The following is a 15,922-nucleotide window of genomic DNA, read 5'->3' on the forward strand; positions in this document are numbered from 1 at the left end:
GTACAATTTTTATCGATTAAAAACACTTTTAAAAACAATTTTAATTCTTCAACTATCTAATTTCCATTAGTTAAGTATAAAAATTACACTATAAGGGTTTTTGGTTTCAATTAGTAAGAATTAAGCTACTTTAAGACAGCGTGTACTCCTACAATTACAGAGAAATTACCAGAATTAATTGGTCTATATTTGCACTCATAAAAATTGCCAGAAATGAACATCGTTCTGAATCCTACTTATTTTCCTGATATAATTACCACTGCTGCCCTGGTACAAGCAACTGAGGTTCGTTTAGAGGTTTGCGACAATTATCAAAAACAGAGTTATCGCAATCGCATGTATATAAGTACTTCTAACGGCACGCTACTTTTAAATATCCCAATCAAGCATACTAAGACTGAAGGGCATAAAAAGACCAAAAACGCTTTAATAGAAAATAACTTTTTGTGGCAGCGTCAACACTGGCGCTCTATTGTTATCGCCTATCGCACTTCTCCCTTTTTTGAATTCTATGAAGATGACCTCTATCCTATTTTTCACACACCTTATGAGAATCTGCTGGAACTAAACAAAGCTACAATAGTGTGTATTTTAGAAATGCTTGATATTGAAATAGATTTTAGCAGCACCACAGCATATAAGAAGGAATATAGCGATCAGACTGATTTACGCTTTTTAGCAAACGCAAAGCGGAAAAACCGATTAGCGATCCCTGAATATCGTCAGGTATTTAGTGAAGAAAATGGTTTTACTCCACATTTGACGGTTCTTGACCTTATATTTAACTTAGGTCCTGAAGCATTACCCTATCTTCAAAGCCTGGACTTAAAGTTCTAAAACGGCCATTATAGGAAAGTGATCTGAATAGGTCACGTCAAAATTCTCAAAAGCGCGCACCTTAAATTCCGGATCTGAGAGGATAAAATCTATACGCAGCGGTATAATATCAAAAATAAAGGTTCGGCCAAAGCCGCTTCCCTGCTCTGCAAAAGCATCGATTTTTTCTCCTTTTATTTTATTATAGGTATACGAGAAAACGGTGTTGTTAAAATCTCCCGCAACGATCTTTTTGTAAGGGCAAGCCGCTTGATGCTCCAGAAACAATTCCACTTGATCTTCCTGCTTTTTAAAAGCCCTACCCAGACGTCCAACTAATGATTTTGTATTTTCTTGCTCGAGGGCTCCTAATTCAGGTGTGAGCGCCAAAGATTGCATATGCATATTGTAGATACGCAGGGTATCTTGCTTTTTTACAATATCCACAAAAATGGCATTATTAAAAGTACTTTCAAAATCCAACGAACCTTGATTGATTATCTTATACTTTGAATAAATAGCCTGAATACTACTTCGGGTATTTGCATTAACACCAAAATAGTGATACGGATAATTTAAATCAGGTGCGCCGTGATTCGAAAATTCCTGATAGCATACGATATCAGGATTTGCTTGTAAAACAAGCGCTTCGTTTCCCGCCTGAATCGTATCTCTGCTGAAAGACTCACTTCTGAAAACATGCGCATTATACGTTAGAAGACTGATTTGATCTTCTGAAGATTCAAGCTCCGCCGGAAAGATTCCCGACTCAATTTTATACAACGTGGTGTTATGCAGCAACCATAATCCTAAAACCAAAATAGACAGTAGCATTTGCCTTTTAAAAAGCAACAACCAATATACCGCAAAAGCTAAATTAACGACAATAAGCACCGGTATAATGAGTGTAAGCACTGCTATAGGTGGAAAAATCTTTGGTGGATAATACGGAAGTAAATAACCTACTAGAAGAAGTAACGCAAAGACGCTGTTTATAAGAAAAACAAATTTATTCCAGAGGTTCAAGTTTTTCATCAATTGTCTTTTCCGGCCTTAAATAAGAAATCTTTTTCTGCTTTAGAGAGGCTATCATAACCACTTTTGCTTATTTTATCAAGAATAGCATCTATTTGGGCTTGCTGTTCATTTTTTGAAACCCGAGAGCCTGAACGATACGTGCTTTTTTGTGCACTGGCCTGATTCTTATAAACCGTTTTCATATTGGCTTTTTTAGCCGACTTAGGCTTCGATTTAAAAAGATTAACAAAACTGTCAGCTAGACGCTCCCACCAGAGACCAATGTCATTACCCTTACTCAATTGCTGTGCGTAAACATAGCCAAAAATAGCTCCACCCACGTGTGCCAATAATCCACCTGCGTTACCTGAACTTGGTATTTGGATCAAATCTGTAAGTACCACAAAAACACCGATATGCCATAGTTTGACATTGAAAAAAATCACACGGACTTCAGTATTTGGAGTATATGCGGCAATAAAGATCATGATGGCTCTTACCGCTGCGCTTGCTCCTACGAGGTAAGCACTTGAAGTAATTAAAACCGGAAACAGATTATAAGCCAATACAAAGAGCACACCTCCGGCCAATGCGCCTAACAAATAAATAGTTAGGAAACGCTTTTCAGTAAAAAGATTGAGCACGATCTGACCAAACCAATACAGGATAAGCATATTCCAGAAAATATGCCAAAAACCTGCGTGCAAAAAGGCATACGTTAATAATGACCACGGCTGAATGAGCAATCGGCTTAAATCTGTAGGTAAACTAAACCATTGACTAAAAATAGATCCTGAATTCAGCATCCATTCTAAAAGCATAAAACCTATCCAGACCAATACGTTGATCACGATAAGTTTTACGACAATATTTGCCGTTTTGTATTGATAACTTAAGCTTGGTCCTGCCATAGATTAATACCAGCGTTTATCGTTAAAACTATTTTTTTTCCAATACCACATCATTATAAATCCAAATATCGCTCCACCAATATGCGCAAAATTGGCAATGTTTGCACCAAATATTGAAAAACCGGTCACTCCCGAAAACAAATCGAGCAAGATCAATCCCGGGATAAAAAACTTAGCTTTTATTGGAATTGGTAAGAAAATTAAGAATAATTCAGCATTAGGGAATAACATTCCAAAGGCCACTAAAACACCATAAATTGCTCCTGAAGCACCCACCGCCGAAGTCGAAAATGCTTCGATCATTCCTCTCACTTTGTCCAGCTCATTAATATTAGGATAACTGTACTGACCAGATTGTTGAATACTCGTAAATGCTTTATTTACGGTATCACTAATTTCTGAAGGCGTTAAGCCTGCATTGATCAAAGCCTCATACCCCGCTTGATAATGATAATAGCCCACAAGTGTATGAATCAAAGCTGCCCCCAATCCTGCTGAAAAATAAAAGAAAATAAACTTATTACGTCCCAAGGATTGTTCAACCGGCCCACCAAAAGCCCAAAGCGCATACATATTAAATAGAATATGAAAAATACTACTCTGATCGTGCATAAACATATGCGTAACCGGCTGCCAGAAATGGAAATTAGGATTTTCAGGGAACCACAGTCCAAACAGTTGCACTGCGTTAGGTATTAAAAACTGTGACCCCAGAAAAAAGATCACATTGATGATTAAAAGTACTTTTACAGTTTCGGTTATTCTACCCATTAATCTGGTTTGAAATGTTTAAACGCTCACAAGCGCTTTTAATTATGCGTTAAATTTACGATCCAGCTCGTCTATTGTAAGCGTAATAAACGTTTTTTTAAGAAAAGGAGACAAGGTTGGCTCTGTACACGCAAAAAGTTTATTTACTAAATGCTCTCTAGAAAGCTCATCTAACTTTTCACCGGTTTTCACCGCCATACTTTTTGCCATACTCTTGGCGAGCACATCAGTCTGGCTAAAACCGGTATCCGGAACCTCTTGTTCCACATCGCTTAAAAGTTGCTCTAACACAATAGAAACCTCACTTTCTTGAATACTCGCAGGAATACCTGAAACTTCTAAAACGCCGGCCTCAGGCATACTTAGGGCGAAGCCTGTATTTTCTAAAGAATCCTTTAATTCTTTTAAAATATCAATTTCTGAAGCTGAAAAGTCTAAACGTAGCGGAAACAATAGCTGCTGACTTACCGATTCTTTTACCGTAATATTCCGAAGGAATTCTTCATACAGTACCCGCTGATGCGCTCGACTCTGGTCTATGAGCATCATCCCGCTTTTAATCGCGCTTACAATATATTTATTGTGTAATTGATAGGTATTAGCCGAATCACTTTCGGTCTCCTTAGCCTCACTAAAGCCTTTACTTTCCTGTTCTACAAAAAGAGATTCGGCCTCCGGCTCGTTTTCAATTTCAACGTGACTAAAATTGCTGGTGTCGTTTTTTCTATCAAGTCCGGCATACAAATTTTCCCAACCGGCAGCACTTTTCTTTTCATAATTTGGTGCACTGCTAAAACCACTTGTTTTCACTTTCTGCTCTTGTTCAAACGGATTGAAATGACGATCCACTTCAACCTTAGGTACTTGAGCTTCCTTGTTTTTGTACGAGTATGGTGTATCCATATTTGACTCTCGATTAAAATCAAGAATCGGCGCGATATTAAACTGCCCCAGACTGTGCTTAACGGCAGCTCTCAAAAGGGTATAGATCGCGTGCTCATCTTCAAACTTCACCTCGGTTTTAGTGGGGTGAATATTGATATCAATGGTTTTAGGATTTACCTTTAGATAGATAAAATAACTGGCACGAGCGCGATCAGGAAGCAAACCATCAAACGCCGCACTAACCGAATGGTTGAGATACGGATGCTTAATAAAGCGATCGTTTACAAAGAAAAACTGCTCCCCTTTGGTTTTTTTTGAAAACTCAGGTTTAATGATAAACCCGTCAATATTCACAATTTCTGTTTCTTCAGAAACAGGAACCAATTTCTCATTTGTTTTGGGGCCGAAAACTCCCACGATACGCTGACGCTTATTCGTTTTAGGAAGGTTGAAAAGTTCACTGTCATTGTGATACAGCACAAAAGCGATCGCCTCATGTGCCAAGGCTACGCGCTGAAATTCGTCAATCACATGCCGTAATTCAACGGCATCTGATTTTAAAAAATTCCGCCTTGCGGGAATATTAAAAAACAAGTTTTTTACCGCTATCGAAGTTCCTTTAGGCGCTGCACAGACCTCTTGATTTTTTATCGTACTTCCTTCAATCTCAATACGCGTTCCTACCTCTTCATCTTCGGGCTTGGTTTTGAGATCTACGTGTGCTACCGCAGCGATAGAAGCTAAGGCTTCCCCTCTAAACCCTTTAGTGCTTAACGCAAAGAGATCATCTGCAGCAATGATTTTTGAAGTAGCGTGACGTTCAAAACTCAAACGAGCATCTGTGGGACTCATACCCTTTCCATCGTCAATAACCTGTATTAAGGTTCTTCCGGCATCTTTAACCACTAATTTGATGGTGGTCGCTCCTGCATCTATGGCGTTTTCTAATAACTCTTTTACCACCGAAGCCGGCCGCTGCACTACTTCTCCAGCAGCAATCTGGTTGGCAACGTGATCAGGTAAAAGTTTTATGATATCAGACATCTGGTAGTTTTACATAAACACCCATAAACGTTCAGCAAAATAAAGCTGACGGAAATGGGTGTAAAAAATTTTTAATCGATACGGTTTATGGGAAGCAACAACTAGCCAAAAAATATACTTAGATCAAAATCGATGATGTATAAAAAGAGAAATACAAGAACCATTAAGATGATCAACGTAATCTTGTTTGCCCGTTCATCTTTATTGTATTTAAAGTCGTCCAAGGCCGTAGTGAACTTTTTCTTAAGACCTTTATTCTCTAAGGTAGCTTTACGATACTGATCAAATTTTGACTCTAATTTAAACGGACTCCCTTCTCCCTCGTAATAACGAGGACTGTAGCTGTATTTCTTGTTTTTGCGTGTTTTTAAAACTCCCATAATTCCTAAATTTCAAAGTTACAATAAAAGGAAAGCGTATAAAAACAACTTTCTCTTAGATGTGAAATACAAAAAGCATTCCAACTAAGAATATAGAGAATTCTTTTTAAAAACGGGCGTCTTTGCGCAGTTGCGCCATTTTGATCGCAGCCACAGCAGCCTCTACTCCTTTATTTCCGTGCTGACCACCACTGCGGTCTACAGCCTGCTGCATCGTATTATCAGTAAGTACGCAGAAAATCACAGGAATATCACTCTGAATGTTAAGATCTTTGATCCCTTGCGTTACGCCTTCACACACAAAATCAAAATGCTTGGTCTGCCCTTGAATCACGCTACCAACTGCGATAACAGCATCAAGCATATCGTAACTCTGTTGCATTTTTTTGCAACCATAGATCAGTTCAAAACTTCCGGGAACATTCCATCTAACGATGTTTTCCTTTTTTACACCGCAGTCTATAAACGTGTCAAAAGCACCTTGAAAAAGACCTTCGGTGATTTTATCATTCCATTCTGAAACAACAATCCCAAACCGAAAATCTTTCGCATTTGGGATTGTTGCTTTATCGTAAACAGACAAGTCTGTTGTAGCCATATTTATATTTTTAATTATTCAGCGCCTGCAACGCCTAACAAAAGAGGTACTTCACCAGCTTCTGCAGATTCGCTATAATCTTCTTCAATTCTATTTAAGAAAGAAACAGCTTTATCATTTTCATCTAAAGAAATAGCAACCTTTGCTGCTTTTAATAAGAAACGCGGCGCAACAAAGTTATTTTCACTTTTAGATGCTGCTTCTTCATAATAAGACAAGGCTTCTTCAGGTTGATCAAGCTGCATAAATGCATCACCGATCGCTCCTTTAGCTAGAGGCGCTAACATCGCATCCTCGCTCTCAAAAGCGTCTAATTGATCTATTGCCTCTTGATACTTATTTGTATTCAGATAAGCCATCCCCGCATAATAATGTGCAAGGTTCCCTGCTTTTGTACTTCCGTAGTTATCAATAATATCTAAGAATCCATATTTACCTTCACCTCCAGAAAGCGCAAGATTGAAAAGAGAATCTTTTGCTACACTACCTTCTACAGCTTCGTTAAAATAGTTTTGTGCTTGATACATCTCGTTTGACGCTTCAAGTTCTTTAGGCTCTTGAATGAATTTTTCAAACGCCAAGTAACCTAAAACGGCAACAACGATAACAGCAATACCAATAAATATTGGCTTCTGGTTATTTTCTACCCAAGCTTCGGTTTTTGAAGCACCTTCATCTAAGGATTCAAAAACTTCTGCAGTTGTGCTTTCTTCTTGCACATGCTCCTCTACTTCTTCTTTAGTCTTGGGTTTGTAACCTCTTTTTTGATATGTTGCCATACTTTAACTTTTGTTGGGCGCAAAAATAAAATTTTTATTGAATATTAATAGCGTATTGTTTTGTTATTTTTCAATAATTTGCAAGCGGCACCACACTAAAACAAACATTTGTTTATCAAGGGTTTAGCGCATTTCAAACCTCATTTTTAATTATGATTCTTAAAGCCTTATCGCTTATTAACTATAAAAATTTTGAATCTGCATCCTTTACATTCGATGCTAAAATTAACTGTTTTGTAGGTAATAATGGCGTGGGAAAAACTAATGTGCTTGATGCGATCTACCATTTAAGCTTTGGCAAAAGCTATTTTAACCCAATTACTACACAGAATATTAATCACCAAGCTGATTTTTTTGTGATCGACGGTATTTATGACAAAAACGATCGGGATGAAAAAGTAATCGTAAGCGCAAAGCGCGGGCAAAAAAAAGTGATCAAACGCAACGGCAAGATCTATGAGCGATTTTCAGACCATATTGGTTTTTTACCTTTAGTGATAATTTCGCCTGCAGACCGGGATTTGATCATCGAAGGAAGTGAAACCCGCCGTAAATTTATGGATGGTGTGATTTCCCAGAGTGATAAAGCCTATTTAGATACTCTTATAAAGTACAACAAAACACTTTCTCAACGGAATGCGTTACTCAAATACTTTAACGCTAATCATACGTTCAACGCTGATACACTTTCTATTTATAACCAACAAATGCACGAACTGGGAACGGTGCTGCATACCAAGCGTACGAAGTTCTTAGAAGACTTTACTCCCATATTTAAAAAGCGATATGCGGCCATAAGCGGAGATAAAGAGGCGGTAAAATTGAAATACAAAAGTCAGCTTAACGATACCCCTTTAAGTCAATTATTTGAAGAAAACCTTAAAAAAGATCGCGCGTTACAATACACGAGTGTGGGCACACACCGCGACGATCTGAGTTTTAAAATTGAAAGTCATCCTATTAAGAAATTTGGTAGTCAAGGTCAGCAAAAATCATATCTCATCGCATTAAAACTGGCACAATTTGATTTTATCAAAGCACAAAGCAATACGACCCCAATCTTATTGCTAGATGATATTTTTGATAAATTAGACGAAAGCAGGGTGACGCAAATTATCGACTTGGTTAATGATGATAATTTTGGCCAACTCTTTATAAGTGATACGCACGCTGATCGTACTGAAGCTATTGTAAAAGAAATTCACCAAACCTATAAACTCTTTAAACTTTGAAGAAAACCGGATTCTTTATACTCGTAATACTTACATTAATTTCCTGCGGAAAAAACGATCCTAAGGTGCAATTGCAACATCTGAATGGCTATTGGGAAATTGAAAAGGTTGAAACGCCGTACGGTGAGGATAGAGGCTACAAATTTAATGAGCGCATAGACTATATTGAGGTTGAAGATTCTGTAGGATTTAGAACCAAAGTGCTTCCGCGTATTGACGGGACTTTTGTGAACAGTGAAACACAAGAAAAGATAACAGTTAGAATAATAGAAGATTCCCTACGTTTAAACTACAGCACGCCTTTTGCTGAATGGACAGAGACGGTTCTGGAAGCAAACGACGAACTTCTTAAAGTTAAAAACGATCGCGGAATGATCTATTCTTATAAAAAATTTGAAAAAATAAATATTACTGATTAATGGCACAACGTGACGCAGATCCTAAATCTATAAAAGATGTACTTGGAGCATTTGTTGAAACTAATAAACTACAAAAAGGCTTTGATAAAGTCAATGTCGCCGATGCTTGGTGCGATGTGATGGGCCCGGCAATAGCAAAATACACCACACAGATCAAGCTGGATAACGACCGACTCATAGTGCAATTAAGTTCGTCTGTATTGCGCGAAGAATTGAGTTATGGGAAAGAAAAAATTATGCGCAATCTCAATGAAGAATTGGGCAAAGAAATTATTACAAAACTTGTTTTAAGGTAGTTCTAGACCATAAAAAAAGCGGCAATTAAGCCGCTTTTTTTTATTAGCATCGCTAAAGAGATTAACCTCCATAAGCTTGCCTAAAATTTGAAATTTATTACTAGCAATAGCTCAAGTACTCTGCCTTGAGTAAATATTTCAAATTCTAATTGTATTAGAACATCTCTCTTCCTGAAAAGTGAAATGCACCTTCAATTGCTGCATTTTCATCGCTGTCACTTCCGTGAACTGCGTTTTCTCCTACAGACTTAGCATACATTTTTCTAATTGTTCCTTCCGCAGCATCAGCAGGATTAGTAGCACCTATAAGCGTTCTAAAATCTTCAACAGCATTTTCTTTTTCTAAGATAGCCGCAACAATAGGACCTCTGCTCATAAACTCAACAAGCTCTCCGTAAAAAGGACGCTCACTGTGTACTGCGTAGAACTCTTGCGCATCTGCTACAGTCATTTGAGTTAATTTTAAAGCTACGATACGAAATCCTGAAGCTGTAATTTTTTCTAGTATTGCTCCAATGTGTCCATCTTCAACAGCATCGGGCTTAATCATGGTAAACGTTCTGTTTGTTGCCATTTTTTGTGTTTTAATAATTTCGCTAAAGCGGAATTTTCTGTTTTTAAAATCGCTGCAAAAGTAATTCTTTTAATTACAATAGCTAAAAGCTTTACGATTATTAATAGTCCTGTTGTAATTCACCTAAGATTTCACCTCCTACTCCTATGATTTTCATAGCAATACGATTCGATTCTAAGTCAACATCAACCATTCCATAACTGCGGGTGCTTACTACGTTTCCTATGCGATACCTATTAGGTTCCCCATCATATTCGGTATACGAATGCGTAAGTCCGCTAGAAGTAAAGTCGATCAAAGGGTAATCCAGACCTTTAACTTTTTTCCTTGAGAATTCAGAAATATGACGGTCACCACTCAAAACCAAAACAGCCTGCGCCTTTGATTTATTCAAGGCCTTTTCAAAACGTTTCACCTCTTTAGGCAGGTTTCCCCAAGTTTCAAAACCGTGTTGAGCGCTCAGCAACTGAATACTGCTCATTATGATTGTAAAATCCGTGGACTCGGCGAGTTCCTCTTTAAACCACTCCCATTGCGCTGCACCTAAAATGGTTCCTCTTTTAATTTTTCGATACCGCTTTTCGGGATTGGTTGAAGGTGCTAAGTCGGTTCTAAAATACCGTGTATCAAGTACAATAATTTTGATAGTTTTACCGGCTTTAACAAAGGTTCTGGCGGCATATACGCCTTCTCTGCTACGCGCAGGTGCATCTTTAGAAGTTCCTATGAAATCTAAGAACAACTGCTGACTTTGCTGCTTTTTAGCGTAGGCAGCTCCACCGTCATTAATGCCATAATCGTGATCATCCCACGTGCCCATAACCGGTAGCTCTTCAATAAAATTGCGGTATGCAGTATTGGCTAATTGTTTAGCATACATCGCTTTCATTTTATCCATATCTTCAGTATCTGCATAGATCACATCACCACCCCAAATAAACAGATCAGCGTTGCGAGCATTCATATCTTCCCAAAATGGATTGGGCAAATCAACCTTATTACACGAACCAAATAGAATTTTAAAATTAGTGCTCGTTTGTGCCAAAAGCGCGCTGTACAAATTGAAGCACAGCATCAAAGCAAAAAATGCTTTTATTTTCAATCTCATAATATTTGTGTTTGGCCCAAAAATAAGGCATCTCACATTAAGCCTAGATGAAGAAATTGTATATTCGCCTCCTATGAAAGCATCAGAATTAGCTGTTCTTAAAGAGCTATTGGCTACGCCAAAAAAAATTGTGATTGTTCCCCATAAAAATCCAGACGGTGATGCTATGGGATCTACACTGGCACTCTATCAATATTTAGTAAAAACAGGACACAAAGCACACGTGGTCTCGCCTAACGATTATCCTAAATTTTTAAAATGGCTCCCGTACGAGGATACGGTGGTCAAATTCGATCTTCAGAATAAAAAGGCGGTACGGCTCATCAACGAGGCTGATCTTATATTCACATTAGACTTCAATGCCCTTTCACGAGTTGCCGAAATGGAACCTGCCTTACAAAACTCAAGTGCCCAATTTGTGATGATCGATCATCATCAGCAACCTGATGATTATGCTGTTGTAACTTATAGTGACACCAGTGTTTGCGCTACCTGCCAGATGGTTTACCATACCTTTGAGATGCTTGAAGTAACTGATCTGATCGATGCTGATATGGCCACGTGTTTATACACAGGAATTATGACCGATACAGGCTCATTTAGATTTCGTTCTACCACGGCTACAACGCATCAGGTTATCGCTGCTCTTATCGCTAAAGGCGCAGATAACGCATTGATCCACGAGAAGATATATGACGCCAATAATTTCTCCCGAATGCAATTGCTGGGTACTGCTTTGACAAACCTGCATCGTCTTGAAGAATACCATGCGGCCTATATCACGTTGTCGCAAGAAGAACTTGACGCGCACGATTTTCAAAAAGGAGATACTGAGGGTTTTGTAAACTACGGCTTGTCGCTCGAAAACACGGTGTTAGCATTAATCTTTATCGAAAATAAGCAGGAGGGAATAATTAAGATCTCTTTGCGTTCTAAAGGTGATTTTTCTGTGAATTTAATGGCACGTGAACATTTTGAAGGTGGTGGGCATACCAATGCCGCCGGTGGTAAAAGTGATCGCTCATTAGAAGATACTGTTGCTTATTTTATTAGTATATTACCTCAATACAAAGAAGCTCTTAATGAATAGATCAATATGCGCACTACTGCTGATTCTTTTTGTGATCAGTTGTAAAACTCCAGAAGCCAGGAGACCGGTGAGCCATTCTTCAGGCTCCTATATTGACGCTTCTATTGCGCGCAACAAAAAATTGAATAAAGCAGAAGAAACAGCCATCAAAGAGCTGATGGCTCAAAATCCTGAAGTTGAATATTTCGCTTCTGATAAAGGCTTTTGGTATTATTACAATTCCAGAGATACTACCGCATTGCCCACTGCGCAAACCGGAGATTTGGTAACTTTTGATTATGAGATCAATGCTCTTAACGGCGCTTCAATTGTTTCTAAAGCAGAACTAGGCACGCAGACTTACCAAATAGAACAAAGCAATCAAGAACTTATTTCAGGCCTTAAAGACGGCTTAAAGCTTATGAAAGAAGGTGAGACTGTGACTTTTTTGCTTCCTTCGCATAAAGCTTTTGGGTACTATGGTTTTGAAGATAAAATAGGTTCAAACCTTCCTATTCAAACCACCGTTACCCTCAACGATATTAAACCCGGAAATTCTGAAAATTAATTATGAGGAAAGCCCTTCTTTTTACATTCTTAATTCTTTTTGCGCTTGTTTCTTGTTCTGATGAGCAATACCCCGATCTTGATAACGGTTTGTATGCCGAAATCAAAACCAATAAAGGCACTATGGTTGTTCAGCTTTTTTACGATCAGGTGCCGGCGGCAGTGGCCAACTTTGTATCTCTTGCTGAAGGAAACAATCCGCTTGCTGATTCTATTTACAAAGGGAAACCGTATTATGATGGCATCAAGTTTCATCGAATCATCAAAGATTTTATGATTCAAGGCGGAGATCCCAACGGAACCGGTAGTGGCAGTCCCGGATATAAATTTCATGACGAATTTAGTCCTGAACTCAAACACGATACCATCGGCGTTTTATCTATGGCTAACTCGGGCTACGGAACCAACGGAAGTCAGTTTTTTATCACGGATGCCCCTACTCCACACCTTGATGGTTATGATGCTGAAAATAACCTTAAGAATTGTGAGAATCCTCAAATAGGCTGTCATACGGTATTTGGCCAACTTGTACTTGGTTTTGATGTTTTAAAAGCGATCACCGAAGTTGAAATGAAAGATGCGCGCCGCGGAAAACCTATGCGTCCTGTTACGATGGAATCGGTACGTATCATTCGCAAAGGGAAAGATGCAAGACACTTTGAAGCTCCTGAAGTTTTTACGGAAGAAATTGATAAACGCGCCGAAGAACTTGCCGAAGCCGCACGAGCTAAAGAGCAATTGAAAGAAGAACAACGCGCCCTTTTTGAAGAACAGCGTCAACAGGCGGATACCTTAGAAAGCGGACTAGCGATCTTTATTTCCGAAAAAGGAAGCGATGAAAAACCCAAACGTTCGCAAATGGTCAAAGTAAATTATGCAGGATATTTTGAGGATGGCGAACTCTTTGACAGCAGTATGAAAGCTTACGCTGAAAAATGGGATATGCAAACCCGCCCTAAAGAAGAAATGTACGGTCCTACTGAAATTCCATATGGTCCAGAAGCTCAGATGATCGCCGGTTTTAAAGAGGGTGTGCAACAACTCAACTACGGGGACAAAGCTACATTGTTCATTCCTTATTATTTAGGCTATGGTGAACGCGGATATCGTATTATTCCACCAAGGACCAATCTCGTGTTTGAGATCGAGTTGGTTGATGATCGCGAAACTGAAACTGAATAACTAATAAACCGCCTGAATTGGCGGTTTATTTATGAGTGCTATCCGCGATTGTCATCTCGCAAAATTGTTAACTTTCCTACCAAATGTTAATACAAGGGGCGCTTTCTGTTAAGCTCTTCTAAAAAACTAGCTTCTTTTCCTTAAATGCGATGAATTGGCAACACCTTTGCCTATACTTGTTTGTTCATATAAAAAGAAACAACAATGATTACATTCAAAAAGAATATTATAACACTAGCATTAACCGGGGCGCTTGTAGGTGGTTTAAGTACCGCAGCAAAAGCACAACAATTACCGGCTGCTGCTACTGCTCAAGCACAAACTTCGATCAGTACTGCTGAGCTTACAAAATTTGCTGATGCATTTCAAGAAGTACAGGTAGAGAATCAAGCCGCGCAACAGGAAATGATGGGCATTATAAAAACTGAAGGTTTAGATGTACAACGTTTTACCGAAATTCAAAAAGCACAAATGAATCCGGAAACTGAGGTAGAAGCAACAGATGAAGAGTTAAAAAAGCACGCTGCTGTACTTGCCGAATTAAAAAAGATGCAACCTGCATTAGAGACTAAAATGGCGGGCATCATTGAAGAGCACGGTTTAACTTTAGATCGTTATAAAGCCGTAGCAATGGCACTTCAGCAGGATAAAGAACTTCAGAAGAAGTTTCAAGGAATTATGATGAAGAAACAAACAGAAGGATAAATTCTGAACTGCATAAAATGAAAAGGGAGCTGAAATTCAGCTCCCTTTTTTTTATCTCAAAATTTCCGACTATTTCTTCACCGGAATATCTTTTAAAATTTCCTGCACAAACACCCAGAATTTCTGTACTGAAGAAATACTTGCACGTTCATCAGGCGAGTGCGCTCCGCGTATGGTAGGACCAAAAGAGATCATATCCATCTCCGGATAATTTTGCCCTAAAATTCCACATTCTAAGCCGGCGTGACAGGCGGCAACGTGAGGAGCTTCGTTATTTAAATTTGTGTATTTTTCAACCAAAACCTTTAAAATCGGACTGTCCATATTAGGCTTCCACCCCGGATATTCTCCTGACAATTCCACCTCACATCCTATAAGTTCAAATACACTGCGAATGGTATTGGCAAGATCTGTACGCGAAGATTCTACAGACGATCGCGTCAAACATAAAACCTCTATATTTCCATCCTTTACATTTACGCGCGCTACATTATTAGATGTTTCTACCAGACCCTCAATATCAGGACTCATACGGTAAACACCGTTCCAGGCCGCTTGTAAAGCTTTTAACAAACCTTCTTGAACCCCAAGATTCATAACGGTTTCTGGTAACTCTTGAGCTTCTAAAGTAACAGTTAAATTAGGTTCTAAGGTTTTATATTCCTCTTTAAGGGTTTCGGTAAATTCTGCAATATCTGCTTTAAACGCTTCGGTATAAATTTCATCAATACAAAATACAGCGATGCTTTCTCTAGGGATTGCATTACGCAGCCCACCACCGTTTATTTCAGCAATCTGCAATCCATAGTTCTCAAAACCGTCAAGCAAAAACCGATTCATAAATTTATTGGCATTGCCAAGACCTTTAATGATATCCATCCCAGAATGGCCGCCTTGCAATCCATTAACCGTTAATTTAAAAGCTGTTTTTCCTTTGGCAACCTTTTCTTCGCTATACGTTCGCGTAGCGGTAATATCAACCCCTCCGGCACAACCTACGCCAATTTCGTCATCTTCTTCGGTATCCAAATTGAGTAAGATATCACCTTGCAATACACCCGCTTTAAGGCCCATCGCTCCGGTCATTCCGGTTTCTTCATCAATCGTGAATAACGCTTCAAGCGCAGGGTGTGGGATATCGGTGCTTTCTAAAAGAGCCATAATGGTCGCAACACCTAGACCATTGTCGGCTCCTAGTGTAGTACCTTCGGCCTTCACCCAATCACCTTCTACTTTCATCTTGATTCCTTCGGTATCAAAATCAAACTGCGTGGCATTATTTTTTTGATGCACCATATCAAGATGCGATTGCATCACCACCGTCTGCCGATCTTCAAATCCGGGTGTGGCAGGCTTTCTGATGATCACATTTCCTACTTCGTCTACAAAGGTTTCCAAGTTCAATTCTTCGCCAAAAGACTGCATAAATGCGATCACACGAGCCTCTTTTTTAGACGCTCGGGGTACGGCATTAAGGTCTGCAAACTTCTGCCAGACTGCCTGTGGCTCTAGCTGGTGTATATCTTTATTTGTCATAATAATCTGTTTTTGCAAAGGTACAGGATAAGC

At 38.9% G+C, this 15,922-nt stretch carries 18 protein-coding genes; 8 read left to right on the forward strand and 10 right to left on the reverse strand.

From position 1 onward, the window contains the following. The first annotated feature begins 213 nt into the window (after nt 1–213). On the forward strand, nt 214–837 hold the full coding sequence (locus HCN54_RS06970) for a WbqC family protein (protein ID WP_167597125.1): 624 nt from the start codon (nt 214–216) through the stop codon (nt 835–837). Here HCN54_RS06970 and HCN54_RS06975 read toward each other — a convergent pair. The 7 genes from HCN54_RS06975 to HCN54_RS07005 all read right to left on the reverse strand — a co-directional run bounded on the left by HCN54_RS06975 (nt 826) and on the right by HCN54_RS07005 (nt 7,201). Beyond that, nucleotides 826–1,851 (reverse strand): endonuclease/exonuclease/phosphatase family protein, encoded by a 1,026-nt coding sequence (locus HCN54_RS06975; RefSeq protein ID WP_167597126.1) that lies wholly within the window; start codon nt 1,849–1,851, stop codon nt 826–828. The two genes, HCN54_RS06970 and HCN54_RS06975, sit on opposite strands and share 12 nt — an antisense overlap. Beyond that, nucleotides 1,851–2,744, reverse strand: coding sequence for a rhomboid family protein (locus tag HCN54_RS06980; protein ID WP_167597127.1), 894 nt, complete (start codon nt 2,742–2,744; stop codon nt 1,851–1,853). Before HCN54_RS06980 ends, HCN54_RS06975 begins: the two co-directional genes overlap by 1 nt. 3 nt (nt 2,745–2,747) lie before the next feature. Next, entirely contained in the window at nt 2,748–3,515 is a 768-nt protein-coding gene (locus tag HCN54_RS06985; protein ID WP_167597128.1) for a rhomboid family intramembrane serine protease, read from the reverse strand. A 42-nt stretch (nt 3,516–3,557) separates the two neighbouring features. Continuing rightward, nucleotides 3,558–5,444, reverse strand: a complete 1,887-nt coding sequence (gene mutL, locus HCN54_RS06990) for a DNA mismatch repair endonuclease MutL (RefSeq protein ID WP_167597129.1) — start codon at nt 5,442–5,444, stop codon at nt 3,558–3,560. 101 nt (nt 5,445–5,545) lie between these two features. Further along, nucleotides 5,546–5,824, reverse strand: coding sequence for a riboflavin synthase subunit beta (locus tag HCN54_RS06995; RefSeq protein ID WP_072981942.1), 279 nt, complete (start codon nt 5,822–5,824; stop codon nt 5,546–5,548). A 106-nt stretch (nt 5,825–5,930) separates the two neighbouring features. Next, entirely contained in the window at nt 5,931–6,422 is a 492-nt protein-coding gene (ribH, locus tag HCN54_RS07000; protein WP_072981941.1) for a 6,7-dimethyl-8-ribityllumazine synthase, read from the reverse strand. Nucleotides 6,423–6,436: 14 nt separating this feature from the next. Then, on the reverse strand, nt 6,437–7,201 hold the full coding sequence (locus HCN54_RS07005) for a tetratricopeptide repeat protein (protein WP_072981939.1): 765 nt from the start codon (nt 7,199–7,201) through the stop codon (nt 6,437–6,439). A gap of 152 nt (nt 7,202–7,353) precedes the next feature. On the opposite strand from HCN54_RS07005, the gene recF reads away from it, so the two are divergent. From recF to HCN54_RS07020, 3 genes are read left to right on the forward strand one after another with little or no spacing between them, the layout of a single operon-like run. Further along, entirely contained in the window at nt 7,354–8,433 is a 1,080-nt protein-coding gene (gene recF, locus HCN54_RS07010; protein WP_167597130.1) for a DNA replication/repair protein RecF, read from the forward strand. After that, entirely contained in the window at nt 8,430–8,852 is a 423-nt protein-coding gene (locus HCN54_RS07015) for a lipocalin family protein (RefSeq protein WP_167597131.1), read from the forward strand. The genes recF and HCN54_RS07015 overlap by 4 nt, the downstream gene beginning before the upstream one ends. Beyond that, nucleotides 8,852–9,148 carry a DUF721 domain-containing protein gene (locus HCN54_RS07020; protein WP_167597132.1) on the forward strand — a complete coding sequence of 99 codons (297 nt, stop codon included), beginning with the start codon at nt 8,852–8,854 and terminating at the stop codon, nt 9,146–9,148. The genes HCN54_RS07015 and HCN54_RS07020 overlap by 1 nt, the downstream gene beginning before the upstream one ends. A gap of 154 nt (nt 9,149–9,302) precedes the next feature. On the opposite strand, the gene HCN54_RS07025 is transcribed toward HCN54_RS07020, so the two are convergent. Together HCN54_RS07025 and HCN54_RS07030 are read right to left on the reverse strand one after the other, a co-directional pair. Then, the gene (locus HCN54_RS07025) at nt 9,303–9,722 is read right to left on the reverse strand and encodes a nucleoside-diphosphate kinase (protein ID WP_072981932.1); all 420 of its coding nucleotides are present in this window, start codon (nt 9,720–9,722) and stop codon (nt 9,303–9,305) included. 100 nt (nt 9,723–9,822) lie between these two features. Beyond that, nucleotides 9,823–10,830, reverse strand: a complete 1,008-nt coding sequence (locus HCN54_RS07030; protein WP_167597133.1) for an alkaline phosphatase D family protein — start codon at nt 10,828–10,830, stop codon at nt 9,823–9,825. Nucleotides 10,831–10,903: 73 nt separating this feature from the next. On the opposite strand from HCN54_RS07030, the gene HCN54_RS07035 reads away from it, so the two are divergent. The 4 genes from HCN54_RS07035 to HCN54_RS07050 all read left to right on the forward strand — a co-directional run bounded on the left by HCN54_RS07035 (nt 10,904) and on the right by HCN54_RS07050 (nt 14,353). Continuing rightward, complete coding sequence (locus tag HCN54_RS07035; RefSeq protein ID WP_167597134.1) at nt 10,904–11,920, forward strand: DHH family phosphoesterase; 1,017 nt, start codon at nt 10,904–10,906, stop codon at nt 11,918–11,920. Then, on the forward strand, nt 11,913–12,467 hold the full coding sequence (gene gldI / locus HCN54_RS07040) for a gliding motility-associated peptidyl-prolyl isomerase GldI (protein ID WP_167597135.1): 555 nt from the start codon (nt 11,913–11,915) through the stop codon (nt 12,465–12,467). The genes HCN54_RS07035 and gldI overlap by 8 nt, the downstream gene beginning before the upstream one ends. 2 nt (nt 12,468–12,469) lie before the next feature. Beyond that, the gene (locus HCN54_RS07045; protein ID WP_167597136.1) at nt 12,470–13,648 is read left to right on the forward strand and encodes a peptidylprolyl isomerase; all 1,179 of its coding nucleotides are present in this window, start codon (nt 12,470–12,472) and stop codon (nt 13,646–13,648) included. Nucleotides 13,649–13,852: 204 nt separating this feature from the next. Next, nucleotides 13,853–14,353 (forward strand): DUF4168 domain-containing protein, encoded by a 501-nt coding sequence (locus HCN54_RS07050; RefSeq protein ID WP_167597137.1) that lies wholly within the window; start codon nt 13,853–13,855, stop codon nt 14,351–14,353. 69 nt (nt 14,354–14,422) lie between these two features. Here the strand turns inward: HCN54_RS07050 and HCN54_RS07055 are convergent, their stop codons facing one another. Then, nucleotides 14,423–15,889, reverse strand: coding sequence for an aminoacyl-histidine dipeptidase (locus HCN54_RS07055; protein WP_167597138.1), 1,467 nt, complete (start codon nt 15,887–15,889; stop codon nt 14,423–14,425). Nucleotides 15,890–15,922: the final 33 nt, after the last annotated feature.

This window comes from Leeuwenhoekiella sp. ZYFB001 (assembly GCF_011784865.1).
Lineage (GTDB): Bacteria > Bacteroidota > Bacteroidia > Flavobacteriales > Flavobacteriaceae > Leeuwenhoekiella > Leeuwenhoekiella palythoae.